We start from the raw sequence: 26,500 nt of genomic DNA, 5'->3' as shown, positions 1-26,500 counted from the left end.
CTCCGCGCCGTAGCCGAGGCCCTGGACACCGGCGCCGTAGACCTCGCCGTACACCCCGATCCGCGACGCCTCCGGAGGTACGTCCCGGCAGGCGGCCCGGGGTCAGCCCTCGGCCGGTTTGCGGTGTCCCGTACCGCCGGTGCGGCGCAGTGCCGTCGGACGGATGCCGCGCGGGCGGGGGAGGCGTCGGGTGGTGGGGGCGGCCGTGACCGCGGAGGGTGCGGCGGTCGTGGCCGGTGAGACCTCGGGCGGGGTGCCGGAGGCGGTGGGCGCGGCGGGCGGGACGGGCAGCGGGGGCGCCTCCCAGTCCGTGGCGCCGGTGACCGGACGGGTCCGGGCCGTGTCCCGCAGCATGGCGAGAGCGGCCGGGCCGCGCAGGAACGGTGCCGGACGCGGGCCGCCGGTGATGACGTCGAGGTAGGCGCGGCAGACGGTGGTCCGGCCGGCGGCGGGGGAGTGGCCGGGCACACCGGTGGCCACGGACCAGAGCTCGTCGACGAGGCGCCCGATGGTGCGTTGGACCCTCCGGGCGAGCGCCGGATCGTCCAGGCCGTACCGGCCCAGCGCCTCGCGCAGCGCGGCGGCGCCGTGGGCGGCGAGCGAGAGGCCCTGGCCGAAATCCGGGCTGAGCGCGGCCACCGCGCCGCCGAGCGCGAGGAACCCCGAGGGCCAGGACGGCAATTGTTCGTAGCGCCGCCGCCGGTTGACCGGGTCGCGGGACAGCCGCACCTCGCTCAGCGGCTCGGCCTCGGCGATGAGGTCGCCGATGCGGGGGTCCCCCGCGCGCCGGGCGAACGGCACGAACCGGCCGGCGTGCTGGGTCGGCCGGTCCTCGCCGGTGCCGGTGAGCGTGACCAGCCAGCGGCCGCCCTCGATCGGCACCAGCGTCGCGGTCCGCTCGGGGACGGCCCGCACCCGGAGGGCGCGTCCGGCGACGCTGCGGGTGGCGCCGGAACGACCGGGCGGCGGCGCGACGAGCCCTGAACGGGTCGTCAGCACCGGGAAGTTGTCGCTGCCCTCGGGGGCGCGGAAGATCCGGGTCGCCGAGACGGTCGCGGAGTCCGCGAGGTCCTCGGCCACCCGCGGCAGTCCCAGGGCGGTGAGGCGCGCCCGGCTGGTGGAGTGGCGGCCGGTGGCGTCGACGACCAGGTCGGCGTCGAGCCGATACGTTTCACCGGTCGTGGTGTCGCGGACCCGGACCCCGGTGACGTGTTCCGCCGTGCCGGTCAGCTCCTCCGCTTCGGTGCCGTCGATGACGGCGACCCCGGGGCGGGCGGACACCTGTTGGCGGGCGACCCGGTCGAGCAGGTCGCGGGAACAGGCGATCAGATGCGGCGGACAGTGCCGGTCCGACCGGCTCAGTGGAGCACGGCCCGCCAACTCGGCCGGCACCGGGACCCGGCAGGCGCCCTCCGCCAGCCAGCGCTCGATGCTGCCGGGCAACAGGGCCTCGACCATCCGGGCACCGTCCGCGGCCAGCAGATGCGCGTGCCGGGCGTGCGGCAGGTCGGTCGGCAGCGCCGGGGTCCGCGGCAGCCGCTCCCGCTCGACGACGATGACCTCGGCGTACTCGGACAGCGCCGCCGCGGCGTGCATGCCCGTGAAGCCGCCGCCGAGCACCACGGCGAGGTAGGGGTGGGTGAACTGCAGCCCGCTGCCGGGCGTACTGCTCGAGGCGTTCATGGGCAGTCCCGTTCTCGTCGGCGGCGCACGGTCCCCCGGCGGGGACGGGACGCGTCCAGGTAGAGCGGTGCCGCGTACGGCCGGGAGCGGCGGCGCGCGGCGGCGATGACGGCATCCGTGGCAGCCGCGACGGTGGCCGTCAGCGAGGGCGGCAAGGACGCGGATGCGGTCCGCAGCAGGCGGAGAGGTGCCGGTGGAAGTGGCAGTGCGCGTTGTGGGTCCCGGCAGGCCGGCGCGTACGCCGGCCTGCCGCCCCCCGATTTCCCCATCATGATTCCCCCTCAGGCCGTGCCCGCGCTGCCCTGCAGGCGGCCAGGCCCTCCGCCACCCGCCCGTATCACCGGGTGCGGTGGGCGAGCAGCGCTGCCTCGCGGAGCGTGCTCGGCCCCAGGGGACGCGGCCGTCACCAGTGGTCAACGGCGGACACAATTCGGGATCGTAGGCGGCGGCGATCACATCCGGTAGCCGAGTTTGAGCGAGGGATGCGAGGCAGCCATCTCGGCCATACCGCCGGGTATATCCGAAGCAAAACGGCGCAATGGGTGGAAAACACACTGGCGGTTTCTCGCGTCGCGAGAAAGCGGGCGGGAAAATCTCGTCAGAAGAAGGGCAAGGGCAACCCGAACCTCTCATGGTTGGCGCGAATTGATCGGGTATCCGCCCGACAACGGACGCCCCGCCTACCCTGTGCGGGCACCGCACTTGTGAACTTGAGGGAGAGTCGTGCGCGCCATTGTGATGCGAGAATTCGGCGGTCCGGACGTGCTGCGGCTGGAGGACGTGCCCGAGCCCGCACCCCGCGGCGGCCACTCGCTGGTCCAGGTGACCCTGGCCGGTGTCAACTACGCGGACGTCCATGTCCGGGGGGACTCCTACCTCGCTCCCGTGGAGCTGCCGTACATACCCGGCAACGAGGTCGTGGGGACCGTGGACGGCGGCCGGCGGGTCGTCGGGCTGTGCCGTGGCGGGGGCTACGCGGAACGGGCCCTGCTGCACCGCCGCGTCACCTGGGACGTGCCCGACGCCATCAGTGACGAACAGGCCGTCGCACTGGCCCTCCAGGGCAACAGCGCGTGGCACCTGCTGTTCACCGTACTGCGGATCACCAAGGGCGAGACCCTCGTTGTGCCAGCCGCGGCGGGGGGCGTCGGATCGCTGGCCGTCCAGCTCGCCGCGCACGCCGGGGCCAGGGTCATCGGCCTCGCCGGCTCGCCCGAGAAGCGCGAACTGGCTGCCGGCCTGGGCGCGGAGGCCGTCATCGACTCGCACGCCGACGACCTGACGGAGCGCATCCTGGACGCCGCCGGCGGCCCCGTCGACGCCGCGCTGGAGATGACCGGCGGCGCCACCTTCACCCGCACCCTCGCCGCCGTCGCACCGCGCGGCCGGCTCGCCGTCTACGGCTTCGCCGGCGGCGACCTGGCGAACGTCCCGACCCGGGACCTGATGGAACGCTCCCTGACCGTCTCCGGCTTCTGGCTGCCGCAGCTCTACGCGGACCGTACGGCACTGCCGACGTCCATGCGGGCGCTGTTCGACGCCGTCGCCGACGGCACCCTCAAGCCGCTCACCGGTGCGGCCTACCCGCTCGGTGAGGCGGCCCGGGCGCACCACGACCTCGCCGCCCGCACACCGACCGGGAAACTCGCCCTCGACGTCACCCGATAATGCGGATAACCCGGGGCCGCGGGCGGGCAGAACGGCTCCGGGAGCACTCCCGGGCGCCGACTGCCGGAGGGTGCGGCCACGGGTGACGGGGGCGTCGGCTTCCACCGGACACGCCGGGCGCCTTCGGGCGCGGAACACTGCCAGGGGAGAGAGCACACGATGGGCAACAGCACCACAGCACCGGGTTCGCCGGCCTCGGCCGCACCCGCCTCCGCTTCGGGCTCCGCCGTCAGGGCGCCGGGCTCCCCGGGGCGCAAGAGTCGACGCCAGACGGCCAGGAACGGGCACTCGACGGGCAGCCGGGCGTCGGGATCCAGCCATGCCGAGCGGGTCTTCCTCGTCCAGACCGCCTTCGCCGAACTCGGCGGATCGGCCCACGGCCCGGGCGAGATAGCGGAGTTCACCGGCCTGGACGACTCCGTCGTCTACCGCATCCTGCAGTCCGGCATCTACCAGCGCATCTTCGAACGCGTCGACCGCGGTCTCTACCGGCTGTGCACCTCCGCCGCCCAACTCGCCTTCACCGCGCTCGACCACCGTCTCGACGGCACGGTCACCCAGACCGTCCTGCAGGAACTGCGGAGGGCCACCGACGGCGGCCTGGCCTTCCTCTACATGGTGGCGCCCTTCTCCGGCGCCCAACGGCAGTGCGTCGACATGGCCGTCGGCGACTCCGACCTGGCCGAACTCGGCATGACGCCGCGCGATGTGCTGTCCGTGACGCGCTCCCTGCGCACCGGCGCCTCCGGGCGGACGATCCTGGCCTACCTGCCGGAGGTCCTCCAGCAGCGGGTCCTGGCCGAACCCGTACCGGAGCAGGCCGGACCGGGGGTCTACCGGGACAACGACGCACTGGTGGCCTCCCTCGCGGAGGTCCGCGACCTCGGCCACGCGCTCGGCTACGAGGAGTGCATGGCCGGATGGAACTCCTGCGCCGCGCCGATCATGTGGGACGGCTCCATCATGGGGGCCGTCCTGCTGCTCAAGCTCAAGTCCGTGATGCCGGTGGCCCCCGAGAACGTCATCGAGGCGACGAAGGAGGCGGCGGCCGAACTCAGCCGCCACGGCGCCGCCGGCCCGCACACGGGCCAGGCCTGAACCGCGGCGGGACGGAACCACACCCGACACCCGAGGGGGACCGATGGAAGCGGAGTTGGTGGCACTCGCCGCGACAGGGGCGAGCACGCTCGTACAGCAGATGGCGACGGATGGCTGGGCGACCGTCCGGCGCCGCATGGCGGCCTTCCTCGCCCGCCGCCGGGGGGCCGGGGACGAGGCCGCGCTGGAGGGCGAACTGGACGACTCACGCGCCGATCTCGTCGTGGCACAGGAGGAGGGCGACCAGGACGGGGTGGCGGGCGTGACCACGGCCTGGCGGCTGCGGCTGCGCCGGCTGCTCAGCGAGGACCCGGCCGCCGCGGCCGAACTCCGCGCCCTGCTCGACGAGGTCGCGCCCGAACCGGACCGCGGAACCGTCTGGCACATCCACAACAACATGAGCGGCGACGTCCACGGCATGTTCATCCAGGCCGGATATGTCAATGACGCCCGCACCTCCTCCGCCCCGCCCGCCGGACCGCTCCCCGGCTGACGCCCCGCGCGCCGCGCCCCGCCGCCCGGCACAATGGCGGGGTGCGGCTCGAAGCGATCACCTGGGAACGGCTCACCGACGCGCTCGCCGAGCGGATCCTCGCCACGGAGGCCGAGGACGGCAGCCCCTGGCGGAGAGTCGCCCTCGACGGAGCGCCCGCGGCTGCACCCGGCGAGCTGGCCGGGCGGCTCGCCGAGGCACTGCGGCTCCGCGGCCGGGCGGTGCACAAGGCCGGCGCCTTCGGCTTCCTGCGCCCCGCCTCGCTGCGCCTCGAATACGGCCGGGAGGACTCCGACGCCTACCACGACGAGTGGTTCGACCGGCAGGCGTTGTGGCGCGAGGTCTTCCAGCCGCTCGACCCGGGCGGCACCGGACGCGTCCTCCCGGACCTCTGGGACCCGGTGGCCGACCGGGCCACCCGCAGCGCGTACGTGACGCTGCCGCCCGGCGGCGTCCTGCTGTTGCACGGTCCCCTCCTGCTCGGTCACTGGTTCCCCTTCGATCTCACCGTCCACCTCATGCTGTCGCCGGCCGCGCTCGCTCGCCGTACTCCGCAGCACGAGCACTGGACGCTGCCCGCCTTCGCGCGCTACGAGGCCGAGACCCGGCCCGAGGAGGCCGCGGACATCGTCGTACGTGCCGACGACCCGCGCCGGCCGGCCTGGAGCGGACCCGTCTGACCCGGCGGCCGCAGAACGGTCCGGCGGCCTCAGACGAGCTGTCGGATCTCGCCGCGGACGCGGTAGAACCCGCCCGCGGCCGCCGACAGGTCGTCGACGACGTACCGCGCCCCGGGCTGGCGTATGTGACGGGGGAACTGGACGTTCCAGGACGGCTCGTAGCCCTCGGAGACCACATGGACCCGCAGCCGGCCGCCCTCCTGGACGCACTCCACCACGATCTCCGAGGCGGCCGCGGACGCCACCGTCCGCACCGTGGCCGACGGCGTGTACGTCGGCAGCGCGGCGGCCGACTTCACATCCCGGGCCACCGGCACCGTGCCCGCCCGGGCGGCGGCGACGGCCGCCTCGCTCGCGTCCACACACACCAGCGAGCCGTCGGTGGTGACCATGTAGAGCTTCTCGTCCAGATACTGCATCGAGAGCGCCGAGCCCCCGCCCGTGCCCAGCTTCCACAGGCGGGTGCCGTCGGCGGCGAAGCAGTACACCGACGAGGCCGAGTCGCCGGCGAAGACGTAGCGGCCGCCCGGTGCCGTCGCGCAGGAGTAGACGACCGTGTCGCAGGCGTACGTCGCCTCCAGCGCCCCGGAGTCCTTCGCCAGCCGCTGGACCACCCGCCGGTCGGTACCGGCGTACACCGAGTCGTCCTCCTGCCAGCCGAACAGCACCGCGCCCTGGGTCGGCGTGTGCCACAACTCGCCGCTGCCGTCGGCGGAATAGGCCGTCACGCCGCGGCGGTGGCCGTGGTAGACGGCGCGCTCGTCCCGCCGCACCATCCAGGCGTGCTCGCCGGCACTGCGCCGCGACCACTGGTACTCGTCCTCGTGGTCGATGACCGTCAGACCGCCGTTGCGGTCCGCGACGTTGAGGATGCCCTCGCGGATGTCCAGCCAGAAGATGTCGACGTCGGGGGCGATGTCGTAGGCGGCGAACGGGAGCTTCGAGGAGAGGTCGTAGACCGTGCCGTCGTCACAGCCGGCGTAGATCCAGAAGTCGTCCGCCACCAGGCACTTGACGCCGGCCGGCAGCCGGTAGTGCGCCAGCACCTCGCCGTCGTGGCCGAGGGCGTGCACATCACCGTTCTGGTTGGCGACCCAGGCGCGGTCCTCGTCGATGTGGATGCCGAACGCCGCGGCGCCCGTGCGGAACCGCCACAGCACCGGCGCGACCGCGCGGGCCGTCGACGGCGCCGAAGAGACCTGACGGCGCGTCACCGGGCGGGCGCTGCGCTGCCCCTGGACGGCCGGGGCGTAGCCCTTGCGGACCTTCTCGCCGATCTTCTTCGCGGCCGCGGCCTGCGCCTTCTCCCGCGTCGGGAACGTCGAGGTCTGCTGCTGACCGGCCGCGCCGATCCGGCCGTAGCGCACCGAGACGACCGTGTCCCGCACCGTCACCTCGTAGAACTTGTGGGCGCCGCCGCCCTCTTGGGACAGTTCCAGATACGTCGTGGTCTCGGACATGGTGCTCCCCTCCCCGGGCGGCCCCGACGGCCGTCCCCCGCTGTGAAAAACCGTACGGCCGACCACTGACAACGGGCCGTGGAGCGCGCGCCGGGGCCGCTGAAAGCCCTGCTCAGGGCGGCGGTTAGCGTGGGGGCGTGACCTCTTCCTTCACCGCATCAGACCCCTCCGGCGCAGCCGACGCGCTGCCCGGCAGCCAGGGGCCCACCGCAACCGTGGAAGCCCGGCCGGGCTCCGTCGGCACCGTCCGGATGACCTACGCGCCCGACCCGGACGGCGACCCGGACCCGGGCGAGATCGTCTGGACCTGGGTGCCCTACGAGGAGAACGACGGCCGGGGCAAGGACCGGCCGGTACTGGTCGTCGCCCGGGAGACCGGCGGCACGCTGCTGGCGGTCCAGCTGTCCAGCAAGCGGCACAGCAACGACCGGGAGTGGGTGGCCATCGGCGCGGGGCCCTGGGACCGCGCGGGCCGCGACTCCTGGGTGGCGCTCGACCGGGTCCTGCGGGTGCACCCGGGGGGCATGCGGCGCGAGGCGTGCGCCCTGGACCGGGGCCGCTTCAACCTCGTCGCCAACCGGCTGCGGGAGTTCCACGGCTGGCGCTGAACGCCCAGGGGCCCGGTCGGTGTCAGGCCTCCGCCAGCACCAGGAGCTTGGTGACGGTGTTCCAGTTACGGGCGGTGGCCGTCACCCCGAGCGGGAGGCGGCTCACCAGCGCGGCGAGCTTGGAGCGGCCGATGCCGTCCGGGCACCACAGATACAGTTCGCGTCCGGCCAGCCGGAACCGGTCGGGCGCGAACGCCGCCTGGTCGATCGCCTCCAGGCGCGAGGTGTCGGCCGGCACCTCCGACAGGAACGTCAGGTGCAGGCTCTTGGGCTCCGCCTCGGCCGCCGGAAATGGATTCGCGGCGACCGCGGCGGCCAGCTCGTCACGGGTCCGCACGACCACCGGCACCGTGAGTCCGAGGTCGGCGGCGATCCGGTCCTCGATCCTCCGGGCCGTCTCGCCGGGCGGGGTGCCCGGATCGGCGAAGACGAGGTTGCCGGTCTGCAGCAGCACGGTGACGTCCTTCAGGCCCAGCGACTCCGCCAGCTCCCGCTGCCGGGCCTTGGGGAAGGAGTTGTGGCCTCCGACGTTGATGCCGCGGAGCAGGGCGATCTGACGGGACATGGCACTGCCCTTCGGGGAGCCGGCCTCGGTGAGGACGGACGACGGCCGGAACCGGGAGCCGGAACCGGAGGGACGGGATCAGAAGAGCGGCGCGGGCAGCACGCCTTCGAGCGCGAGCAGCTGCCGCTTGGTCTCCAGGCCGCCGCCGAAGCCGCCGATCCCGCCGTCACTGGCGACGACACGGTGGCAGGGCACGACGACCGGCAGCGGATTGGACCCCATCGCGGCACCCACCGCGCGGGCGGCACCCGGCTCCCCGACCCGGTCGGCGAGGTCCTGATAGCCGACCACGTCGCCGTAGCGGACACCGGAGGCCAGGGCCCGCAGCACCCGGGCGTGGAAACCGGACGACAGCGACCAGTCCAGGGGCACGGTGAAGGTCCGCAGCTCCCCGGCGAAATAGGCGGTGAGCTCGGCCGCGGCCGTCGCCAGAGGGGGTATCTCCGCGAGCGGCGGCCCGCCGAAGAACTGCTCCAGCCGGGTCAGCGCGCGGCGGCCCGTCCGCTCGTCGGCATGGAAGACGACCTGCACCAGACCGTCCCGCGTCGCGGCGAGCAGCAGCGGACCGATGGGTGTCGCAAGGCGGGCCCACGCCCAGTCGCGCCGCGCGGCGGACCCGGCCTTCGGCGGCGTGCCCGCCCGGGCCGCCGGCCCCGGAACCTGCTCGGAATTCGTCACCTGATCAGGGTAGGACGCCCCACTGACAACGCGGCGGGAAACGGCCCCGCGACGGCCTTCCGCGGAGCCGTTCCCGCAGGTCGGCGGTGTTCAGTCGGAGTGGTCGGGGCCCTCCACGGCCTCCCGCACCACGTCCGGCTTGTTCGTGATGATCCCGTCGACGCCCAGACCGGCGACCTTCACCGCGGTGGCCGCGTCGTCGACGGTCCAGGTGTACAGGTCCAGCGCCCGCCGGTGCGGCCCCCGCAGCCCGTGCACGGCGGCGACGTACTGCGGGGTGACCGCCGTGTGGACCGGATTGATCTGGTCGCAGTACTTCGCGTACTTTGGCAGGTCGGCCACCGATGGGTTCCCGAGGAAGCCGGTCCTGATGTCGGGGCGGAGGGTGTGCACGGTCTTGATGGCGTCGGCGTTGAAGCTCTGGATGATCAGCCGGTGCCGGACGTGCTCCCTGTCCAGCCAGCCGGCCCGGCGCAGCTCCCTGAGGGTCTGCCGCTCGATGCCCGGATAGAGCTCCGGGGACTTCAGCTCCATCAGCAGGCTCTGGTCGTTCTCCTCGACCTCGTCCATGTAGTCCTCGAGGGTCGGCACCCGCTCGCCCTCGAACTTCGCTCCGAACCAGCTGCCCGCGTCCAGCTTCTCGATCTCCTTGAGGGTGAAGTCCGAGACGTTCCAGGGGGAGCGGTCGGGGAAGACCTTCTTGACGTTGGTGGTCCGTGCGAGCGAGTTGTCATGGAGGATGACCAGCTCACCGTCCTTGGTGCGCTGGACGTCGTTCTCGACCCAATCGAAGCCGAGCCGGGCGGCTTCGTCGATGGAGGCCAGGGTGTTCTCGGGGGCGTACGACGAGGCGCCGCGGTGGGCGACCGTCACCGGGGCGGTCCGGTGCGGTGCGGCCTGGGCGGCGGGGGAGAGGACGAGCGCGGACAGACCCATGAGCGCACCGGCGACGACGGTGGCGACGGGGCGAATACGCATACGGACTCCTCGTGACGTCGTTGAGGCGAGCTGACGAGAACGGACGGGAACCGGAGGGACGGAGAGAGGCTCGCAGCCGGGCCGAAGCGGGAGGCGGTCGTGCGGTGGCCGGGCGCTGAACGAGACGTGGCCGGTGTGCCGTGTGGAGCGTCGCGCAATTGCAGGATGCCCGGATCTGTCATGCAACAGACGTACGCTTCCGCCGCCGTCCAACTTGCCGGAGCCGGGGCGTCCGCGCATCTTGGCCGATGATGCGTCACCCGTCGCGCTTCTGACCGGTTTTGGTCATACGGACAGAAAAGCGGTCCTCAGGGACCGCCCCGCGCGGGGGCCCGGGCGATCATGGAGCGGTGCCGTCGGGCCGGCCGAAGGTGATCAGCGGGGCACGCCCCGCCGGCAGACCCGCCGCGCCCGGCCGGCGCCGCCCGCCCACGTCCCGCCGGCAGCCCCGCCCGCCCGCCGGGCCCGCTCGCGAAATCGCAGGTCGGAGCAATTGCCACGTCGATTGTCAGTGGCGGGTCGTACGGTGGATCCCATGCGGCCCGTATCAAAGATCGAACGCACGGTGGCACCTTTCGAGGTCGTCAGCCCGTACCAGCCCAGTGGTGACCAGCCGGCGGCCATCGCCGAGCTGGAGCAGCGCGTCCGCGGGGGTGAGAAGGACGTCGTCCTGCTGGGCGCGACCGGTACCGGCAAGTCGGCGACCACCGCGTGGATGATCGAGAAGCTGCAGCGCCCGACCCTCGTGATGGCGCCCAACAAGACCCTCGCGGCCCAGCTCGCCAACGAGTTCCGCGAGCTGCTGCCGAACAACGCCGTCGAGTACTTCGTCTCCTACTACGACTACTACCAGCCCGAGGCGTACGTCCCGCAGTCCGATACGTACATCGAGAAGGACTCCTCCATCAACGAGGAGGTCGAACGGCTGCGCCACTCCGCGACGAACTCCCTGCTCACCCGGCGGGACGTCGTCGTGGTCGCCTCGGTGTCCTGCATCTACGGCCTGGGCACGCCCCAGGAATACGTCGACCGGATGGTGCCGCTCAAGGTCGGCGACGAGATCGACCGCGACCAGCTGCTGCGCCGGTTCGTCGACATCCAGTACAGCCGCAACGACCTGGCCTTCACCCGCGGCACGTTCCGGGTCCGCGGCGACACCATCGAGATCTTCCCGGTCTACGAGGAGCTGGCCGTCCGGATCGAGATGTTCGGCGACGAGATCGAGGCGCTCTCCACCCTCCATCCGCTCACCGGCGAGGTCATCAGCGACGACCAGCAGCTGTACATCTTCCCCGCCAGCCACTACATCGCCGGTCCCGAGCGCATGGAGCGGGCCATCGCCGGCATCGAGGCCGAGCTGGCCGACCGGCTCACCACCCTGGAGAAGCAGGGCAAGCTGCTGGAGGCCCAGCGGCTGCGGATGCGCACGACGTACGACATCGAGATGATGCGCCAGATCGGCTCGTGCTCCGGCATCGAGAACTACTCCATGCACATGGACGGCCGCGAGCCCGGCTCGGCGCCCAACACCCTCATCGACTACTTCCCGGAGGACTTCCTCCTGGTCATCGACGAGTCGCACGTCACCGTCCCGCAGATCGGCGCCATGTACGAGGGCGACGCCTCCCGCAAGCGCACCCTCGTCGACCACGGCTTCCGGCTGCCGTCCGCGCTGGACAACCGGCCGCTGAAGTGGGAGGAGTTCCTGGACCGCATCGGGCAGACCGTCTACCTGTCCGCGACTCCGGGACCGTACGAGCTGGCCCGGAGCGACGGCTTCGTGGAGCAGATCATCCGCCCCACCGGCCTGGTCGACCCGGAGGTCGTGGTCAAACCCACCGACGGGCAGATCGACGACCTGGTGCACGAGATCCGCACCCGCACCGAGAAGGACGAGCGCGTCCTGGTCACCACGCTCACCAAGAAGATGGCCGAGGACCTCACCGACTACTTCCTGGAACTCGGCATCCAGGTCCGCTACCTGCACAGCGACGTCGACACCCTGCGGCGCGTCGAGCTGCTGCGCGAGCTGCGCTCCGGCGAGTTCGACGTCCTGGTCGGCATCAACCTGCTGCGGGAGGGCCTCGACCTGCCCGAGGTGTCCCTGGTGGCCATCCTGGACGCCGACAAGGAGGGCTTCCTGCGCTCCGGGACCTCGCTGATCCAGACCATCGGCCGCGCCGCGCGCAACGTCTCCGGCCAGGTGCACATGTACGCCGACAAGGTCACCCCGGCGATGGAGAAGGCCATCGACGAGACCAACCGCCGCCGGGAGAAGCAGCTGGCGTACAACAAGGAGCGCGGCATCGACCCGCAGCCGCTCCGCAAGAAGATCGGTGACATCGTCGCCACCATCGCCCGCGAGGAGATCGACACCCGGGAGCTGCTGGGCAGCGGCTACCGCAAGGCGGGCGACGCCAAGGACGCCAAGGGCAAGGCCCCGGTCCCGGCGCTCGGCGCCAAGGCGGCGAAGGGCAAGGGCGCCAAGGCGGAGGCCCCGCTGACGGACCGTCCGGCGGCCGAACTCGCCGAGCTCATCGAGGAGATGACGGAGCGGATGCGGGCCGCCGCGGCCGAGCTGCAGTTCGAGATCGCCGCCCGACTGCGCGACGAGGTCGGCGAGCTCAAGAAGGAGCTGCGGCAGATGAGGGAGGCCGGCGTGAAGTAGGGGGGCCGGGCGGGTGGTGCACTCACCAAGGCGGGTGGCGCGCCCGCCCCGGTGTTGCAGAAACGCCACAAACACGGGTCCGCGACGCCCCGGGCCCGTCGTCGTGCGTAGGGTCGAAGCTGCCGCCGGAGACGTGGGCGGGACGGTACAGAGAGGGGACGGCGCGTGTCGGTCAATTTGTCCAAGGGACAGGGCATCAGCCTGCAGAAGTCCGACGGGGGGACGCTGACCGCGGTCCGGATGGGGCTCGGGTGGCGCTCGGCGCCGCGCCGCGGACTGTTCGGCCGGCGGACCAAGGAGATCGACCTCGACGCCTCGGCGGTGCTGTTCGCCGGCAAGCAGCCGATCGACGTCGTCTTCTTCCAGCACCTGGTCAGCGACGACGGCGCGGTCCGGCACACCGGTGACAACCTGGTCGGCGGCGCCGGCCAGGGCGGCGACGACGAGGCGATCCTGGTCGACCTGGCGCGGCTGCCGGTCCACATCGACCAGATCGTCTTCACCGTCAACTCCTTCACCGGGCAGACCTTCGCCGAGGTGGAGGACGCCTTCTGCCGGCTGGTCGACGAGAGCACCGGCCAGGAGCTGGCCCGCTACACCCTCACGGGTGGCGGCGACTACACCGCACAGGTCATGGCCAAGGTGCACCGCGTGGGCGACGGCTGGAAGATGACCGCCATCGGCGAGCCCTCCGTCGGCCGCACCTTCCAGGACCTGGTCCCGGCGATCGTCCCGCACCTGTAAACCGCCGCAGCACCACGGCAGCGTGCACCCGGGCCGCGCCGCCGTGCGCCCCGGGCAGCCGCCCGGGGCGGGCCCGGGACGAGTGACAACAGGGGGAAGAACGATGACGGCCGAGCTGGTCCGGGGCCAGAACCATCCACTGGACCGGAGCCGGGTGGAGATCCGGATCGCGGCGGGTGTCCCCGTCGTGGCCGGGGTGACGCTCGGCGATGAGCAGGGCGGGCTGCCGGGCGCCGAAGCCGTGGTCCACCCGGGTGCGCCCCGCCGGCCCGGCATCGAGGTGCCCGGCCAAGCGGCTGCCGAGCACCGCCTCACGGTGGATCTCGACGCGCTGCCCGCGGCCGTCCACCGCGTCAGCGTGCTGCTGGCGCTCGCCGCCCGGAGCGGCGCGCCGGCTACCTTCGGCGCGGCCCCCGCCCCGTCCGTACGGCTCACCGCCCTCGACGGCACCGGCCTGGCCGGCTACACCCTCACCGGACTGACCGTCGAGACGGCCGTCGTCGCCGTCGAGCTGTACCGCCGACAGGGCGCCTGGAAGGTACGGGCGGTGGGCCAGGGATACGCCGACGGCCTGGCCGCGCTGCTGCACGACCAGGGGCTGGCCCGGGCGGCCGAACGCGCCGCCGAGATCGAGGCGGCGGCCGCACCGGACCCGGTCCGAGAGGCCCCGACCCGAGAGGCCCCATTCCAAGAGGCCCTCGCCCCCTCCGCCACGTCAGCGACCGCCACCCCGGCCGCCACCGGCCCCGTCGACTACCGCCACCCCGACCGCCGCAGCACCCCCGCACCCGGCCCCACGCCGCCCGCCACCGCCCCGTCCGCCACCGCCCCGTCCGGCGCCTCCGCGTCCGGTGCCCCCGCCACGGACGGCCCTCCGCCACCCGTGGCCGGGGACGCCGCCGGATGGAGCATGGAGGAGCGGCTCTACAACCAGATCTGGGGCATGTTCGAGGACCTGGCCCGTTCGGTCGCGGCCTACCGCAGCGCCTCGGACTTCGCCGCGTCCCGTCTGGCGCAGGAGCTCGACGAGGTCCTCGCCGACCCGCGTAACCGCCTCGGCACCGCCGCCGACGTCGCCCGGGCCACCGCCCGCGACCGGCACGCCACCCTCCTGACCCGGGCCCGCGCCGCCCTCGACCGCGACCTGGCGCAGCTGACCGCCGAGTCGGAGGTCGTCGAGCCCGCCCTGCCGCCCGCGTTCGCCCGCTGGGACAACCCCGTATGGCAGGGCCACCACGTCCCTCTGGAGCGCCCGATGGCGCTGCGGCTGGGCGATCTGCACCTCCCCGAGGTGCTGGATCTGTGCATCCCCATGCTCGTCCGGCTCCCGTTGGAGCGCGGGCTGTGGATCGACAGCGGACCCGACTCCCGCGCCGCGGAGCCCGGACCGGAGCGCGAGTTCGGCCGGCGCGAGCTGGGCAGCGCGCTGACGGACGGCCCGCCGGACGCGGCGGAAGTACGGCGGCTCGCCCTGGAGGCCGCCGTCGCGATCGCCGCCCGGCTGCTCGCCGTCCACCCTGCCGGGGAGTTCGCCGTGCAGGTCATCGACCCTGGCGGGGCGGCGGCGCAGGCGCTCGCGCCGCTCGTGGAGACCGGTGCCCTGCCGGGGCCTCCGGTGCCGGGTGCCCAGGGGGTGGCCACGGTCCTGGAGGGGCTGATCAGGCGGGTCGACCTGGTCCAGATGGCGGTGCGCAGTCGGGCGGCGGACGCGCTCCCGCCCGATCTGGACACCGCCGAACAACTGCTGATCGTCCATGACTTCCCGCACGGCTTCGACGACCGCGCGGTGACCATGCTCCGCTATCTGGCCGACGAGGGCCCGGCGGCCGGGGTCCATCTGATGATGGTCGCCGACCGTGCCCAGGCCCGGGAGTTCGGCCCGGTGCTGGACCCGCTGTGGCGTTCCCTGCTGCGCCTCACCCCGGTGCCGGACGCCCACCTCGCCGATCCCTGGGTCGGCCACGCCTGGACGTACGAGCCGGCGCTCGCCCCGAAGGGCAGCCAGGTGGTGCGCCAGGTGCTGACCCGGCTCGCGGAGGCCCGCCGTGCCGCCGCCCGCACCGAACCCGCCGGGCCACCCCTGCCGCCAACCACCTGACCAGCATCTTTACCCATTCCTTTACTAAATCTTGGTCGTCCTTTACTCTTCTTGGTGCGGAGGGGAGTACTCCCGATGCGGCGTACCCGTCACCACGGATCGTGAGCGTGACGAGATCCCGGGACGCCGGTCCCGTGCCCTTCGGGCGGCGCGGGGCGGAAGAGACCTCCGGCAGCGACGACGCTGTGAGTGCCGTACGACTCTGCCGGAGGAGCAGTGGACGTTTCCCTGACCCTGTGGGTGCTGACCATCCTTGGTCTCTGCGCCCTGATAGCCGCCGACTTCTTCATCGGCGGCCGCAAACCACACGAGGTCTCCCTCAAGGAGGCCGGCATCTGGACCGCCGTCTGGATCACCATCGCCGCGCTGTTCGGCCTCGGGCTGCTGGTCTTCGGCGGGACCGCACCGGCCGGTGAGTTCTTCGCCGGCTTCATCACCGAGAAGTCCCTGAGCGTCGACAACCTCTTCGTCTTCGTCCTGATCATGGGGAAGTTCGCGGTCCCGGCGATCTACCAGCAGCGGGTGCTGATGGTGGGCGTCCTGATCGCACTGGTGCTGCGGGCCGGCTTCATCGGCGCGGGCGCCGCGATCATCGCCAACTTCTCCTGGGTCTTCTACCTCTTCGGCGCGTTCCTCATCTGGACGGCCTGGAAGCTCATCCAGGAGGCGCGGGCCGACCAGGACGACGAGGAGTACGAGGAGAACCGCTTCCTGAAGATGGTCGAGCGGCGCTTCCCGTCGACCGACCGCTACCAGGGCACCAAGCTGTTCGTCGTCGAGAACGGCAAGCGGCTGATGACCCCGATGCTGATCGTCATGCTGGCGATCGGCACCACCGATGTCCTCTTCGCCCTGGACTCCATCCCGGCGATCTTCGGCCTCACCCAGGACCCGTACATCGTCTTCACCGCCAACGCCTTCGCCCTGATGGGCCTGCGGCAGCTGTACTTCCTCATCGGCGGACTGCTCAAGAAGCTGGTCCACCTCTCCTACGGCCTGTCGGTCATCCTCGGCTTCATCGGCGTGAAGCTCGTGCTGCACGCGCTCCACGAGTCCGGAGTGGCCGTACCGGAGATCAGCATTCCGGTCTCCCTGGGCGTCATCTGCGCCGTGCTGGTCGTCACCACGCTCACCAGCCTGCGCGCCTCGAAGAAGCAGTCGGCGGCCGAGGCGGCGGACGTCGGGGCGGCGGACGCCGAGGAGCGCATCGGGGCCTGAACATCCGGAGACGGGCCGGCCCACGGCCCGTCTCCGCCCGACCCGATAAGGGGGCGACTCGGTCCCGCTACCAGCCCCGCTCGCGCCACTGGGCCAGATGCGGGCGTTCCGCGCCCAGGGTGGTGTCGTTGCCGTGGCCCGGGTAGACCCAGGTCTCGTCGGGGAGTTCGCCGAACAGCTTGCTCTCCACGCCGTCGATCAGACTGCTGAACTTCTCGGCGTCGCCCCAGGTGTTGCCGACGCCGCCGGGGAACAGGCAGTCGCCGGTGAACAGGTGCGGGGGGCCGTGCGGGTCGTCGTAGACGAGCGCGATGCTGCCCGGGGTGTGGCCGACCAGATGGCGCGCCGTCAGCCGGACCCGGCCGACGGTGATCGTGTCGCCGTCGTCGACCAGGACGTCCGTGGGGACGGGGATGCCCTCGGCGTCGTACCGGCCCGCGTACGTCCGCGCGCCCGTCGCGCCGACCACCTCCCGCAGCGCACCCCAGTGGTCGCCGTGGCGGTGCGTGGTCACGACGGACTCCAGACCGCTCTCGCCGACCAGCGCCAGGATGGTGTGCGGATCCGCGGCCGCGTCGATCAGCAACTGCTCGTCGGTCGCCCGGCACCGCAGCACATAGGCGTTGTTGTCCATCGGACCGACCGCGACCTTCGAGATCATCAGGTCGGTCAGCTCGTGCACGTCGGCCGGTCCGCCGACCTTCACTGCTCCGCTGTAGGCCATGAACCCCACTCTAGAGCGGGGGTACGACAGGCAGCGCGGAGCCGTGACCGTCGAGTTCCGTGCCGTCCCCGCGCCCGGTGAGCCACCCGACCAGGGCCGTCGCGGAGCCGCTCACCACCACGGGCGCGGCCTCGTCCCCCGCGCCGGTGGCCGCGCGGCCGGTGCGCCAGTGACGGCCGTCATCGGTGCGGATCTCCAGGGCGGGCAGGTCCGGATGCCCGGCGAACTTGACGGTGGCGAGGAACGCCAGCTCGCCGTCGATGAACGCGGGCGACAGCTGGTCCAGGGTGTGGCCCACGCCGAGGTCCAGGTGGTGCAGCTCCACCTCGGCCAGCCGGCGCAACGGCAGCCGGTCGGCGCGCTCCACGACCCCGTTGCGCATCTCCACCTCGAAGGCGCGGCGCGCCTCCGGCAGCGCGTCCACCGCCGCGTCGAACCGCGCGGCGCTCTCCTTGAGGTCCGTCAGATGTGCCTCCAGGGAACGGTCGGCGTCCCGCTCGATGTCGGCGTCCCGGGCCTCGGCGCCGGCGTACATCGGCGTACGGACGTCCGTCCGTGCCCAGGTGAGGAGGTTGACCAGGGCGTCCGCGTTGCGTGCCAGATGGGCGAGGACGTGGCCGCGGGTCCATCCGGGGAGCAGCGAGGGCTCCCCGATCGCCGCGTCGTCGAGCTTGCCCAGCGAGATCAGGAGCCGGTCGGTGGCCTCACGAACGGCGGCCACATCGTGCGCGAAGTGGGGCGGGGTGACGGTCATGTTCCGAAGCTAGCGCCGCCCGGGCGAGTTCGGGAGTCGGCGGGCACCGATCGGGGCGTACGCGGGGCGGGGCGGGCGGCGCGCGGCGGCCGTACGGGCCACCGGACACCGCCCCTCCCAGGGGCCGGCAACGTCAGCCCGTCAGGTCGGCGGGCGAGCCGAACCACTGCCGGAGCGCGGCCGCCGGCCCGTCCGGCGCACCCGTCGTCCCGCCCGCGTCGGCGTCGGCCCCCGGGACGTCCGCGGCCCAGGCGGTGCAGCCGTCCGGCCGCACCAGCAGGCCCGCCAGCCCGGGCCGCTGCGGGCAGCCGGTGGTCAGCAGCCGCACCCGGCCGCCATATCCGGCGGCGCACTTGCGCAGTTCCGCGTCGTCGGCGAGGTCGAGCAACAGCCCCTGCCCGTCCCGTAGATGGTCCCCGAGCCGGCTGCCGTCGGAGAGTTCCAGGTCGGGTGCGCTGCGGCCGGTCAGCGGATGGTCGCCGGGCAGGTCGTAGCGCTGCCAGACACCGGAGATCTTCTTGGCGAAGAAGGTGGTGGCGGTGGCCGTGCCCGCCAGTTCGGCGACGATCCGGCGCAGTGCCCCCGCATGCGACTCGGGCCGCATCAGCGCCACCTGGGCACGGGTCCAGTCCAGCACCCAGGCGCCTATCGGGTGCCGCTCGGCCGTGTAGGTGTCGAGCAGCCCTTCGGGTGCCCAACCGCGCACCGTCGCGGCCAGCTTCCAGCCGAGGTTCATCGCGTCGCCGATGCCCAGGTTCAGCCCCTGCCCGCCGAACGGCGAGTGGACGTGCGCCGCGTCACCGGCGAGCAGCACCCGTCCCGCCCGGTAGTCGGGTACCTGGCGGGCGTTGTCCGTGAACCGGGTCGCCGAGATCACCTTGTGGACCCGCACGTCGTCCACCCCGGAGACGCGGCGCAGGGACGCCTCCAACTCCTGTGCGGTGACCGGAGCTTCCCGGTCCGCGGGCGGCCCGTCGAATTCGACGGTGAGGAACCGGCCGGGCATCGGACCGTGCGCGTACGTCCCGTGCTCCGTCCAGTTCCAGCCGGCCCCCAGCGCCTCGGTACCGGTCATCTCCACCAGGGCCTGGCGGCCGGTGATCCCCGGGGCGGTACCGGGGAACGGGAATCCGGCGAGCCGGCGGACCGTGCTGCGGCCACCGTCGCACCCCACGAGCCAGCCGGTGCGCAGCGTGCCCTGCGAGGTGTGCACCCGCACCCCGTCGTCCCCGGCGTCGAAGCCGGTCAGCGTCACCCCGCGGCGCACCTCGACGCCCAACTCGGCGGCGCGCGCGGCGAGCAGCCGTTCCAGGGACTCCTGGGGGACCAGCCCGACGTCGGCGGCGGGCCCGGCGGCGTCGAAGTCCGGATCGGACTCGTCCAGCAGGTCGCCGCGCAGCATGATGCCCGCGAAGTGCCCGGCGAACTTCGGCGGTTGCCCCACCATGGAGGCGCCGGCGGCCTGCCGCTGGCTCAGGAACGCGCTGAACCTCCCGAGGGCGATGCGCTGCACCTCGGCCAGCTCCGGGAGCAGCCCGCGCCGGTAGAAGGCCTCGGCGCTGGGGGTGTTGATCGCCCCAGCCTTGATCGTCGTGTCCACCTCGGTCAGCCGCTCCAGGACGACGACCGGGACATCGGCCAGTGCCAGTTCGCAGGCGAGCATCAGCCCCACCGGGCCGCCCCCTGCCACGACTACGTCTGCGTCATAGGTCATGCGGCGAAGTGTAGCCACTAAAAAGTTTTTGCGACTCAAAATTGTCGGAGGGTGCGCCTAGGATTTCCGGCATGGTGGATGTGCAGCAGCGTGCGGACGCACGGGCCGGTCGGGACACGAAGGGCGGGAGCGCGACGGGTGGCGGCGCGGCCGGTGCGGGTCGCCGGCCCGAAGCGGTCCGCGGCCGGCAGCCGGAGACCGGCTTCGAGGCGGAGGACGGGCGGCTGACCCTGCGCGAGCGCAAGAAGCTCCGCACCCGCCAACGGATCTCCGGCGAGGCCACCCTGCTCTTCATTGAGCGCGGCTTCGACAACGTCACCGTCGCCGAGGTGGCCCGCGCCGCCGAGGTCTCCACGATGACCGTCTTCAACTACTTCCCGCGCAAGGAGGACCTCTTCCTCGACCGCATCCCCGAGGGGCAGGAGCTGATCGGCCGCGCCGTACGGGAGCGCGGCCCGGACGAGACACCGCTGGCCGCGCTGCGCCGGCTCGTCCTCGACCTGCTCGCCGAGCGGCATCCGCTGTGCGGGGTGGGGGAGGGGTTCGAGTACTTCTGGCGTACGGTGCTGGACTCCCCGGCGCTGCGGGCCCGGGCCCGCGAGGCGGTCGAGGAGCTGGAGGGCACCCTCGCCGGACTGCTCGCCGAGGCCGCGGGCGGCGACGCCGGGCGGCCGGACCACTCCGCCCGGCTGGCCGCGGCACTGATCGTCGCCGGGATCAGGACCGCGTACGCCGAGGCCGTGGGCCGTCAGCTCACGGGGGAGCCGGTCGACGAGGTGGCCGCCGGGCAGGCGGAGGTGCTGCGGCGCACCTTCGAGGCGCTGGAACGGGCGCTGCCGGCTTGACGGGCCGACCGGGCCGTGCCGCGGGCGTTTCCGCAGCGTACGGGCGTGCGGCGGGTCGGGAAGGATGTGCGGCCGCCACACGTTCGGGTGAAGAGGGCTTCCGGCCCCCGTAAATCGAATGCGCGTGCTATAGGCTCGTGTGTGGCATCCCAAAGACAGTGCCGCTGCGGGCCCCATACCCTGGGGCGGGGGCCCCGCTCCGTTCCGCCGCCTCTGCTCATCACCGAGCGGCGGACGCAGAAGCCCGCGGCTCCCGCCCCTCTCCAAGAAAGGTGCCGACCGGCGTGGCCGACCGTCTCATCGTCCGTGGCGCTCGCGAGCACAACCTCCGCAACGTCTCGCTCGACCTCCCCCGCGACTCCCTCATCGTCTTCACGGGCCTCTCCGGTTCGGGCAAGTCCTCGCTCGCCTTCGACACGATCTTCGCCGAGGGGCAGCGGCGTTATGTCGAGTCGCTGTCCTCGTACGCCCGGCAGTTCCTCGGGCAGATGGACAAGCCCGACGTGGACTTCATCGAGGGCCTGTCCCCCGCGGTGTCGATCGACCAGAAGTCGACGTCGCGGAACCCGCGCTCGACGGTCGGCACGATCACCGAGGTCTACGACTACCTCCGGCTCCTCTTCGCCCGCATCGGCAAACCGCACTGCCCCGAGTGCGGCCGGCCGATCGCCCGGCAGTCGCCGCAGGCCATCGTCGACAAGGTGCTGGAGCTGCCCGAGGGCAGCCGCTTCCAGGTGCTCTCCCCGCTGGTGCGCCAGCGCAAGGGAGAGTTCGTCGACCTCTTCTCCGACCTCCAGACCAAGGGCTACAGCCGCGCCCGGGTCGACGGCGAGACCATCCAGCTCGCCGAGCCGCCCACGCTGAAGAAGCAGGAGAAGCACACCATCGAGGTGGTCGTCGACCGCCTCACGGTCAAGGAGAGCGCCAAGCGCCGGCTGACCGACTCCGTCGAGACCGCCCTCGGCCTCTCCGGCGGCATGGTCATCCTCGACTTCGTCGACCTCGACCCGGACGACCCCCAGCGCGAGCGGATGTACTCCGAGCATCTGTACTGCGCCTACGACGACCTCTCCTTCGAGGAGCTCGAACCCCGCTCTTTCTCCTTCAACTCGCCCTTCGGCGCCTGCCCCGAGTGCACCGGCATCGGGACGCGGATGGAGGTCGACCCCGAGCTGATCGTCCCCGACGAGGACCGCTCCCTCGACGAGGGCGCCATCCACCCCTGGTCCGGCGGACACACCAAGGAGTACTTCGGCCGCCTGGTCGGCGCGCTCGCCGACGCCCTCGGATTCCGTACGGACATCCCCTGGGCCGGACTGCCGGCCCGCGCCAAGAAGGCGCTGCTGTACGGCCACAAGACCCAGATCGAGGTCCGCTACCGCAACCGCTACGGCCGCCAGCGGGCCTACACCACCCCCTTCGAGGGCGCGGTGCCGTTCGTCAAGCGCCGGCACTCCGAGGCCGAGAGCGACAGCAGCCGCGAGCGCTTCGAGGGCTATATGCGCGAGGTGCCCTGCCCGACCTGTGAGGGCACCCGGCTGAAGCCGATCGTGCTCGCCGTCACGGTCCAGGAGAAGTCGATCGCCGAGGTCGCGGCCATGTCGATCAGCGACTGCGCCGACTTCCTGCGGGGGATGACGCTCAACGCCCGTGAGAAGAAGATCGCCGAGCGGGTGCTCAAGGAGGTCAACGAACGGCTGAAGTTCCTGGTCGACGTCGGCCTGGACTACCTCTCGCTGAACCGCGCGGCCGGCACCCTCTCCGGCGGTGAGGCCCAGCGCATCCGGCTCGCCACCCAGATCGGCTCCGGCCTGGTCGGCGTGCTCTACGTCCTCGACGAGCCGTCCATCGGCCTGCACCAGCGCGACAACCACCGGCTGATCGAAACCCTGGTGCGGCTGCGCGACATGGGCAACACCCTGATCGTGGTGGAGCACGACGAGGACACCATCAAGGTCGCTGACTGGGTCGTGGACATCGGCCCCGGCGCGGGCGAGCACGGCGGCCGCGTGGTGCACAGCGGCCCCATGAAGCAGCTGCTGACCAACAAGGAGTCGATCACCGGTCAGTACCTGTCCGGCAAGAAGGCCATCGCGACCCCGGACATCCGCCGGCCGGCCGACCCCGCCCGCCGGCTGACGGTGCACGGCGCGAAGGAGAACAACCTCCGCGACATCGACGTCTCCTTCCCGCTCGGCGTGTTCACGGCCGTCACCGGCGTCTCCGGCTCCGGCAAGTCGACGCTGGTCAACGACATCCTCTACACCCACCTCGCGCGCGAGCTGAACGGCGCCAAGTCGGTACCGGGCCGGCACACCCGGGTCGCCGGGGACGACCTGGTGGACAAGGTCGTCCATGTCGACCAGTCCCCGATCGGCCGGACCCCGCGCTCCAACCCGGCCACCTACACCGGTGTCTTCGACCACGTCCGCAAGCTCTTCGCGGAGACGATGGAGGCCAAGGTCCGGGGCTATCTGCCGGGACGCTTCTCGTTCAACGTCAAGGGCGGCCGCTGCGAGAACTGCTCCGGCGACGGCACTATCAAGATCGAGATGAACTTCCTCCCGGACGTGTACGTGCCGTGCGAGGTCTGCCACGGCGCGCGCTACAACCGCGAGACGCTGGAGGTCCACTACAAGGGCAAGTCCATCGCCGAGGTGCTGGACATGCCCATCGAGGAGGCGCTGAGCTTCTTCGAGGCGGTCCCCACCATCGCCCGGCACCTCAAGACCCTCCACGAGGTCGGCCTCGGATACGTCCGCCTCGGACAGTCCGCGCCGACGCTCTCGGGCGGTGAGGCGCAGCGCGTCAAGCTGGCCAGCGAGCTGCAGAAGCGCTCGACGGGCAGCACGGTCTACGTCCTCGACGAGCCGACCACCGGTCTGCACTTCGACGACATCAGCAAGCTGATCAACGTGCTGTCCGGGCTGGTCGACAAGGGCAACACGGTGATCGTCATCGAGCACAACCTCGATGTGATCAAGACGGCGGACTGGGTCGTCGACATGGGCCCCGAGGGCGGCAACGGCGGCGGCCTGGTCGTTGCCGAGGGCACGCCCGAGGAGATCGCCTCGGTCCCGGCCAGCCACACCGGCAAGTTCCTGCGGGAGATCCTCGGCGACCGGGTCAGCGACGCCGTGACGGTCGCGGGCGGCAACGGCGGCCGCTCGGCCGGCCCCGGCGCGGCGAAGACCCCGGCCGCCAAGAAGCCGGCCGCCAAGAAGACCGCGGCGAAGAAGACCGCGGCCACGGCGGCGAAGAGGACTGCCGCCAAGAAGACCGTCGCCAAGAAGACCGCGACACGCACCCGCCGGTCCGCGTCCTGACGCCCCACCGGCCGGCCGGGACCATGCAAGGTCCCGGCCGGGCCGGTGCGGACCGCGGCCGCTGAACCGACCGCTGGACCGCTGGCTAGGCCGCCAGTTCCGTCGCGTACGGCGGTTCCGCGCCCGCTCGGGAGCAGGTGATGGCGGCCGCGCGGGCGGCGAAGCGGAGGATGTCCTCCCAGTCCTTGTCCCCGAGGGCGGCGAGCGCGGCGTACGAGAGCGCGTCATGGGCGTCGAGCCGGTGCAGCAGCGCCGCGTTGACGGTGTCGCCCGCACCGATGGTGTCGACGACGGTGACGCGCTCACCGGGGACGGTCAGTTCGCGGCCGTCCCGGGTCAGCACCGTCAGCCCCGCGCCGCCGTGGGTGAGCACGATCGCCGCGGGCCCCGCGGCCAGCCACTCCCGGGCCGCCGCGAGGACCGCCGGCCGGCCGCTGTCCGTACCGGCATCCGCCGCGTCCCGGCCCGTACCGGCGCCCGGCCCGCCGTCCGCAGTGGCGTCCCGCCCCGCCAGCCACAGTGCGTCCTCCTCCGACAGCTTCAGCAGGGCGACATGCGGCAGCCAGGAGCGGAAGCGGGCGCGATAGGCGTCCGGGTCGGGGATCAGGCCCGGACGGACGTTGGGGTCGAGGGCGGTGAAGACGCCGCGCGCGGCCTCGCGCCGCAGCAGGGACTCGTAGGCGCTCGCCCCCGGTTCCAGCACCAGTGAGCAGGTGCCCAGCGAGAGCGCGCGGACCGCGGCGGGCAGCTCCGGGGGCAGGGTGAAGAGCCGGTCGGCGGTGCCGTCGGCGTAGAAGCCGTAGCCCGCCGAGCCGTCCGGGCTGATGTCCGCCACCGCGAGGGTGGTGGGCTCGGCGCCGCGCTGCACCAGCGAGGTGTCCACCCCGCCGCTGCGCAGCCCGTTCAGCAGCGCCTCGCCGAAGCTGTCGGTCGAGACCCGGGAGCAGAACGCGGTGGGCGAGCCCAGCCGCCCCAGGGCGACCGCGGTGTTGTACGGGCCACCGCCGCGCCGCGGCAGCAACCCGGGCAACTGGCCGTCCAGACAAGGGCCTTGAGAGCTGGGGACGAGGTCGATGAGCGCCTCGCCGGCGACGACGATCACGGGCTGGGGTTCCTTTCCTGGACGGCCTGGGCAGCGGCCGGAACGGCCGGGCGAGCGGCCTGTGCGGCCTGGTGAGCAGCCTGTTCGGCCGGGGGAGCGGTCCGGTCGGCAGGGGTAGCGGTCGGACCGGGTGCGGTCGCCGGGCCGGTTTCCGGGCAGCCGCACGACGTACGGTGCACGAAGGTGCAGGGCAGACGGACGGTGCGCGGCGGCCGGCCGGGCTCCGCCAGCCGCTCCAGCAGCAGCCGGACCGCGGTGGCCCCGATCTCCTTGCTGGGCTGGGCGATCGCGGTCAGCCGGGGGCTGAAGAGGTCGGCCCAGGAGAAGTCGTCGAAGCAGGCCAGCGCGATGTCGCGGGGCACGTCGAGGCCCAGGCCGCGCAGCGCACGGAGGGCGCCGATGGTCATCGCGTTGTTGGCGGTGATCAGCGCGGTGGGCGGTTCGGGCGCGGCGAGCAGCTGCCGGGTGGCGTCCTCGGCGCCCTCCGCCTCGGAGTTGCCGCCGGCCAGGAGTTCGGGCGAGAAGGGAAGACCGCGCGAGCGCAGGCCCTCGCGGTAGCCCTGGACGCGCTCGGTGGTCGTGCTCAGCCCCGGCAGCCCGGCCACCAGGCCGATCCGGGTGTGTCCCGCGTCGGCGAGGTGCTCGACGAGCTGCCGCACCGGGCCGGTGCTCTCCGCGCACACCTGGTCGTGTTCCTCGCCGACCAGCCGGTCCAGGAAGACGGTGGGCACCTCGCGCCGGGCCAGATAGGCGGCCATCTCGGCGGGCTCCGCGGACGGCGCGACGATCATGCCGTCCACCCGGCGTTCGTGCAGCAGCTGGACGACCTTGCGCTCGTGCTGCGGATCGTCGTGCGGATCGGCGATCAGCAGGCTGTAGCCGGCCCGCAGCGCACCGGCCTCGACGCCCTGGAGGATCTCGGTGAAGTACGGATTGCTGATCGCTGAGACCGCCAGGCCGATCGACCGGGTGCGGGCGGTCACCAGCGAGCGGGCCAGGGTGTTGTGGGTGTAGCCGAGCTCCTCGATGGCGCCGAGCACCGCCGCCCGGGTGTCCGGGCGCACCGGCCGGGTCCCGTTCAGCACATGCGAAACCGTGGCGACGGAGACCCCCGCCCGCCGCGCCACATCCACCATCGTCGTCATCCGGCTCGTCCTCCCCGCGGGTACGGCGCCAGGGCGGCGCCCACGGCCGCGCCCGTACGGCGGCCTCGTCCCGCGAGTCCCTCACCTTACGAGCATCGCCCCGAAACGTAAACGCTTACGTAAGCGCTTACGTACCGGTGGCCCTTCGCGCAGCGGCTGCGGCCGGAGCACGGCGGGAGAGCGGCGGGAGAGCGGCCACAGACCAGCCGCAGACCAGCCGGAGACCAAGAGCCGCAGCCTGGAGGAGTGGG

The 26,500-nt window shown here is 72.6% G+C and carries 21 protein-coding genes; 11 read left to right on the top strand and 10 right to left on the bottom strand.

Translation table 11 applies throughout. From position 1 onward, the window contains the following. Positions 1 to 102: 102 nt before the first annotated feature. Positions 103 to 1,683 (bottom strand): FAD-dependent monooxygenase, encoded by a 1,581-nt coding sequence (locus AB0E02_RS20855; protein WP_362141440.1) that lies wholly within the window; start codon positions 1,681 to 1,683, stop codon positions 103 to 105. A gap of 723 nt (positions 1,684 to 2,406) precedes the next feature. On the opposite strand from AB0E02_RS20855, the gene AB0E02_RS20850 reads away from it, so the two are divergent. The 4 genes from AB0E02_RS20850 (at position 2,407) to AB0E02_RS20835 (ending at position 5,622) form a co-directional block, all read left to right on the top strand. Continuing rightward, complete coding sequence (locus AB0E02_RS20850; protein WP_362141439.1) at positions 2,407 to 3,351, top strand: zinc-binding dehydrogenase; 945 nt, start codon at positions 2,407 to 2,409, stop codon at positions 3,349 to 3,351. Positions 3,352 to 3,510: 159 nt separating this feature from the next. Beyond that, a complete protein-coding gene (locus AB0E02_RS20845; RefSeq protein ID WP_362141437.1) occupies positions 3,511 to 4,449 on the top strand; it encodes an IclR family transcriptional regulator C-terminal domain-containing protein in 939 nt (312 codons plus the stop codon). Positions 4,450 to 4,492: 43 nt separating this feature from the next. Next, the gene (locus AB0E02_RS20840) at positions 4,493 to 4,942 is read left to right on the top strand and encodes a hypothetical protein (protein WP_362141435.1); all 450 of its coding nucleotides are present in this window, start codon (positions 4,493 to 4,495) and stop codon (positions 4,940 to 4,942) included. A 41-nt stretch (positions 4,943 to 4,983) separates the two neighbouring features. Beyond that, positions 4,984 to 5,622, top strand: a complete 639-nt coding sequence (locus AB0E02_RS20835) for a uridine kinase (RefSeq protein ID WP_362141433.1) — start codon at positions 4,984 to 4,986, stop codon at positions 5,620 to 5,622. A gap of 29 nt (positions 5,623 to 5,651) precedes the next feature. On the opposite strand, the gene AB0E02_RS20830 is transcribed toward AB0E02_RS20835, so the two are convergent. Further along, positions 5,652 to 7,082: a WGR domain-containing protein gene (locus tag AB0E02_RS20830; protein WP_362141431.1), complete on the bottom strand. Its 1,431-nt coding sequence runs from the start codon at positions 7,080 to 7,082 to the stop codon at positions 5,652 to 5,654. Between the two features lie 137 nt (positions 7,083 to 7,219). Between AB0E02_RS20830 and AB0E02_RS20825 the strand changes: the two genes are divergently transcribed. Next, on the top strand, positions 7,220 to 7,690 hold the full coding sequence (locus AB0E02_RS20825) for a type II toxin-antitoxin system PemK/MazF family toxin (RefSeq protein WP_362141429.1): 471 nt from the start codon (positions 7,220 to 7,222) through the stop codon (positions 7,688 to 7,690). A 22-nt stretch (positions 7,691 to 7,712) separates the two neighbouring features. Here AB0E02_RS20825 and AB0E02_RS20820 read toward each other — a convergent pair whose 3' ends face one another. From AB0E02_RS20820 to AB0E02_RS20810, 3 genes are all read right to left on the bottom strand, one after another. Beyond that, positions 7,713 to 8,255 carry a DUF1697 domain-containing protein gene (locus AB0E02_RS20820; protein ID WP_362141427.1) on the bottom strand — a complete coding sequence of 181 codons (543 nt, stop codon included), beginning with the start codon at positions 8,253 to 8,255 and terminating at the stop codon, positions 7,713 to 7,715. Between the two features lie 78 nt (positions 8,256 to 8,333). Continuing rightward, entirely contained in the window at positions 8,334 to 8,933 is a 600-nt protein-coding gene (locus AB0E02_RS20815; protein ID WP_362141425.1) for a methylated-DNA--[protein]-cysteine S-methyltransferase, read from the bottom strand. Between the two features lie 90 nt (positions 8,934 to 9,023). Then, a complete protein-coding gene (locus tag AB0E02_RS20810) occupies positions 9,024 to 9,911 on the bottom strand; it encodes a glycerophosphodiester phosphodiesterase family protein (RefSeq protein ID WP_362141424.1) in 888 nt (295 codons plus the stop codon). A 535-nt stretch (positions 9,912 to 10,446) separates the two neighbouring features. Between AB0E02_RS20810 and uvrB the strand changes: the two genes are divergently transcribed. The 4 genes from uvrB to AB0E02_RS20790 all read left to right on the top strand — a co-directional run bounded on the left by uvrB (position 10,447) and on the right by AB0E02_RS20790 (position 16,639). Then, on the top strand, positions 10,447 to 12,579 hold the full coding sequence (uvrB, locus tag AB0E02_RS20805) for an excinuclease ABC subunit UvrB (RefSeq protein WP_362141423.1): 2,133 nt from the start codon (positions 10,447 to 10,449) through the stop codon (positions 12,577 to 12,579). Between the two features lie 165 nt (positions 12,580 to 12,744). Then, a complete protein-coding gene (locus tag AB0E02_RS20800; protein ID WP_362141421.1) occupies positions 12,745 to 13,323 on the top strand; it encodes a TerD family protein in 579 nt (192 codons plus the stop codon). 103 nt (positions 13,324 to 13,426) lie between these two features. Then, the gene (locus AB0E02_RS20795) at positions 13,427 to 15,421 is read left to right on the top strand and encodes a TerD family protein (RefSeq protein ID WP_362141420.1); all 1,995 of its coding nucleotides are present in this window, start codon (positions 13,427 to 13,429) and stop codon (positions 15,419 to 15,421) included. Between the two features lie 216 nt (positions 15,422 to 15,637). Continuing rightward, complete coding sequence (locus AB0E02_RS20790) at positions 15,638 to 16,639, top strand: TerC family protein (protein WP_362141418.1); 1,002 nt, start codon at positions 15,638 to 15,640, stop codon at positions 16,637 to 16,639. Positions 16,640 to 16,706: 67 nt separating this feature from the next. Here AB0E02_RS20790 and AB0E02_RS20785 read toward each other — a convergent pair whose 3' ends face one another. The 3 genes from AB0E02_RS20785 to AB0E02_RS20775 all read right to left on the bottom strand — a co-directional run bounded on the left by AB0E02_RS20785 (position 16,707) and on the right by AB0E02_RS20775 (position 19,831). After that, complete coding sequence (locus AB0E02_RS20785) at positions 16,707 to 17,363, bottom strand: MBL fold metallo-hydrolase (RefSeq protein WP_362141417.1); 657 nt, start codon at positions 17,361 to 17,363, stop codon at positions 16,707 to 16,709. A 10-nt stretch (positions 17,364 to 17,373) separates the two neighbouring features. Beyond that, positions 17,374 to 18,117 (bottom strand): maleylpyruvate isomerase family mycothiol-dependent enzyme, encoded by a 744-nt coding sequence (locus tag AB0E02_RS20780; RefSeq protein ID WP_362141415.1) that lies wholly within the window; start codon positions 18,115 to 18,117, stop codon positions 17,374 to 17,376. Positions 18,118 to 18,250: 133 nt separating this feature from the next. Further along, positions 18,251 to 19,831 carry an FAD-dependent oxidoreductase gene (locus tag AB0E02_RS20775; protein ID WP_362141413.1) on the bottom strand — a complete coding sequence of 527 codons (1,581 nt, stop codon included), beginning with the start codon at positions 19,829 to 19,831 and terminating at the stop codon, positions 18,251 to 18,253. A 71-nt stretch (positions 19,832 to 19,902) separates the two neighbouring features. Here AB0E02_RS20775 and AB0E02_RS20770 point away from each other — a divergent pair, with 71 nt between their 5' ends. Next, positions 19,903 to 20,676, top strand: a complete 774-nt coding sequence (locus AB0E02_RS20770) for a TetR family transcriptional regulator (RefSeq protein ID WP_362141411.1) — start codon at positions 19,903 to 19,905, stop codon at positions 20,674 to 20,676. Positions 20,677 to 20,960: 284 nt separating this feature from the next. Further along, positions 20,961 to 24,002, top strand: coding sequence for an excinuclease ABC subunit UvrA (uvrA, locus tag AB0E02_RS20765; RefSeq protein ID WP_362141409.1), 3,042 nt, complete (start codon positions 20,961 to 20,963; stop codon positions 24,000 to 24,002). A gap of 85 nt (positions 24,003 to 24,087) precedes the next feature. Here uvrA and AB0E02_RS20760 read toward each other — a convergent pair whose 3' ends face one another. Next, positions 24,088 to 25,104 carry a carbohydrate kinase gene (locus tag AB0E02_RS20760; protein WP_362141407.1) on the bottom strand — a complete coding sequence of 339 codons (1,017 nt, stop codon included), beginning with the start codon at positions 25,102 to 25,104 and terminating at the stop codon, positions 24,088 to 24,090. After that, positions 25,101 to 26,249 (bottom strand): LacI family DNA-binding transcriptional regulator, encoded by a 1,149-nt coding sequence (locus tag AB0E02_RS20755; protein ID WP_362141405.1) that lies wholly within the window; start codon positions 26,247 to 26,249, stop codon positions 25,101 to 25,103. Before AB0E02_RS20755 ends, AB0E02_RS20760 begins: the two co-directional genes overlap by 4 nt. Positions 26,250 to 26,500: the final 251 nt, after the last annotated feature.

The sequence above is a fragment of the Streptomyces sp. NPDC048196 genome (assembly GCF_040652715.1).
In the GTDB taxonomy this organism is placed as follows: Bacteria; Actinomycetota; Actinomycetes; order Streptomycetales; family Streptomycetaceae; genus Streptomyces; species Streptomyces siderophoricus.
Note: the sequence above shows the minus strand (reverse complement) of the source record. Positions and strands in the feature narration are given on the sequence as shown.

Bases quoted from the DNA above. Each gene is read 5' to 3' on its own strand.
- AB0E02_RS20855 (WP_362141440.1), bottom strand. From the start codon at position 1,683: ATGAACGCCTCGAGCAGTACGCCCGGCAGCGGGCTGCAGTTCACCCAC.
- AB0E02_RS20810 (WP_362141424.1), bottom strand. From the start codon at position 9,911: ATGCGTATTCGCCCCGTCGCCACCGTCGTCGCCGGTGCGCTCATGGGT.
- uvrB (WP_362141423.1), top strand. From the start codon at position 10,447: ATGCGGCCCGTATCAAAGATCGAACGCACGGTGGCACCTTTCGAGGTC.
- AB0E02_RS20775 (WP_362141413.1), bottom strand. From the start codon at position 19,831: ATGACCTATGACGCAGACGTAGTCGTGGCAGGGGGCGGCCCGGTGGGG.
- AB0E02_RS20770 (WP_362141411.1), top strand. From the start codon at position 19,903: ATGGTGGATGTGCAGCAGCGTGCGGACGCACGGGCCGGTCGGGACACG.
- AB0E02_RS20820 (WP_362141427.1), bottom strand. From the start codon at position 8,255: ATGTCCCGTCAGATCGCCCTGCTCCGCGGCATCAACGTCGGAGGCCAC.
- AB0E02_RS20780 (WP_362141415.1), bottom strand. From the start codon at position 18,117: ATGACCGTCACCCCGCCCCACTTCGCGCACGATGTGGCCGCCGTTCGT.
- AB0E02_RS20845 (WP_362141437.1), top strand. From the start codon at position 3,511: ATGGGCAACAGCACCACAGCACCGGGTTCGCCGGCCTCGGCCGCACCC.
- AB0E02_RS20830 (WP_362141431.1), bottom strand. From the start codon at position 7,082: ATGTCCGAGACCACGACGTATCTGGAACTGTCCCAAGAGGGCGGCGGC.
- AB0E02_RS20755 (WP_362141405.1), bottom strand. From the start codon at position 26,249: ATGACGACGATGGTGGATGTGGCGCGGCGGGCGGGGGTCTCCGTCGCC.
- AB0E02_RS20785 (WP_362141417.1), bottom strand. From the start codon at position 17,363: ATGGCCTACAGCGGAGCAGTGAAGGTCGGCGGACCGGCCGACGTGCAC.
- AB0E02_RS20795 (WP_362141420.1), top strand. From the start codon at position 13,427: ATGACGGCCGAGCTGGTCCGGGGCCAGAACCATCCACTGGACCGGAGC.
- AB0E02_RS20840 (WP_362141435.1), top strand. From the start codon at position 4,493: ATGGAAGCGGAGTTGGTGGCACTCGCCGCGACAGGGGCGAGCACGCTC.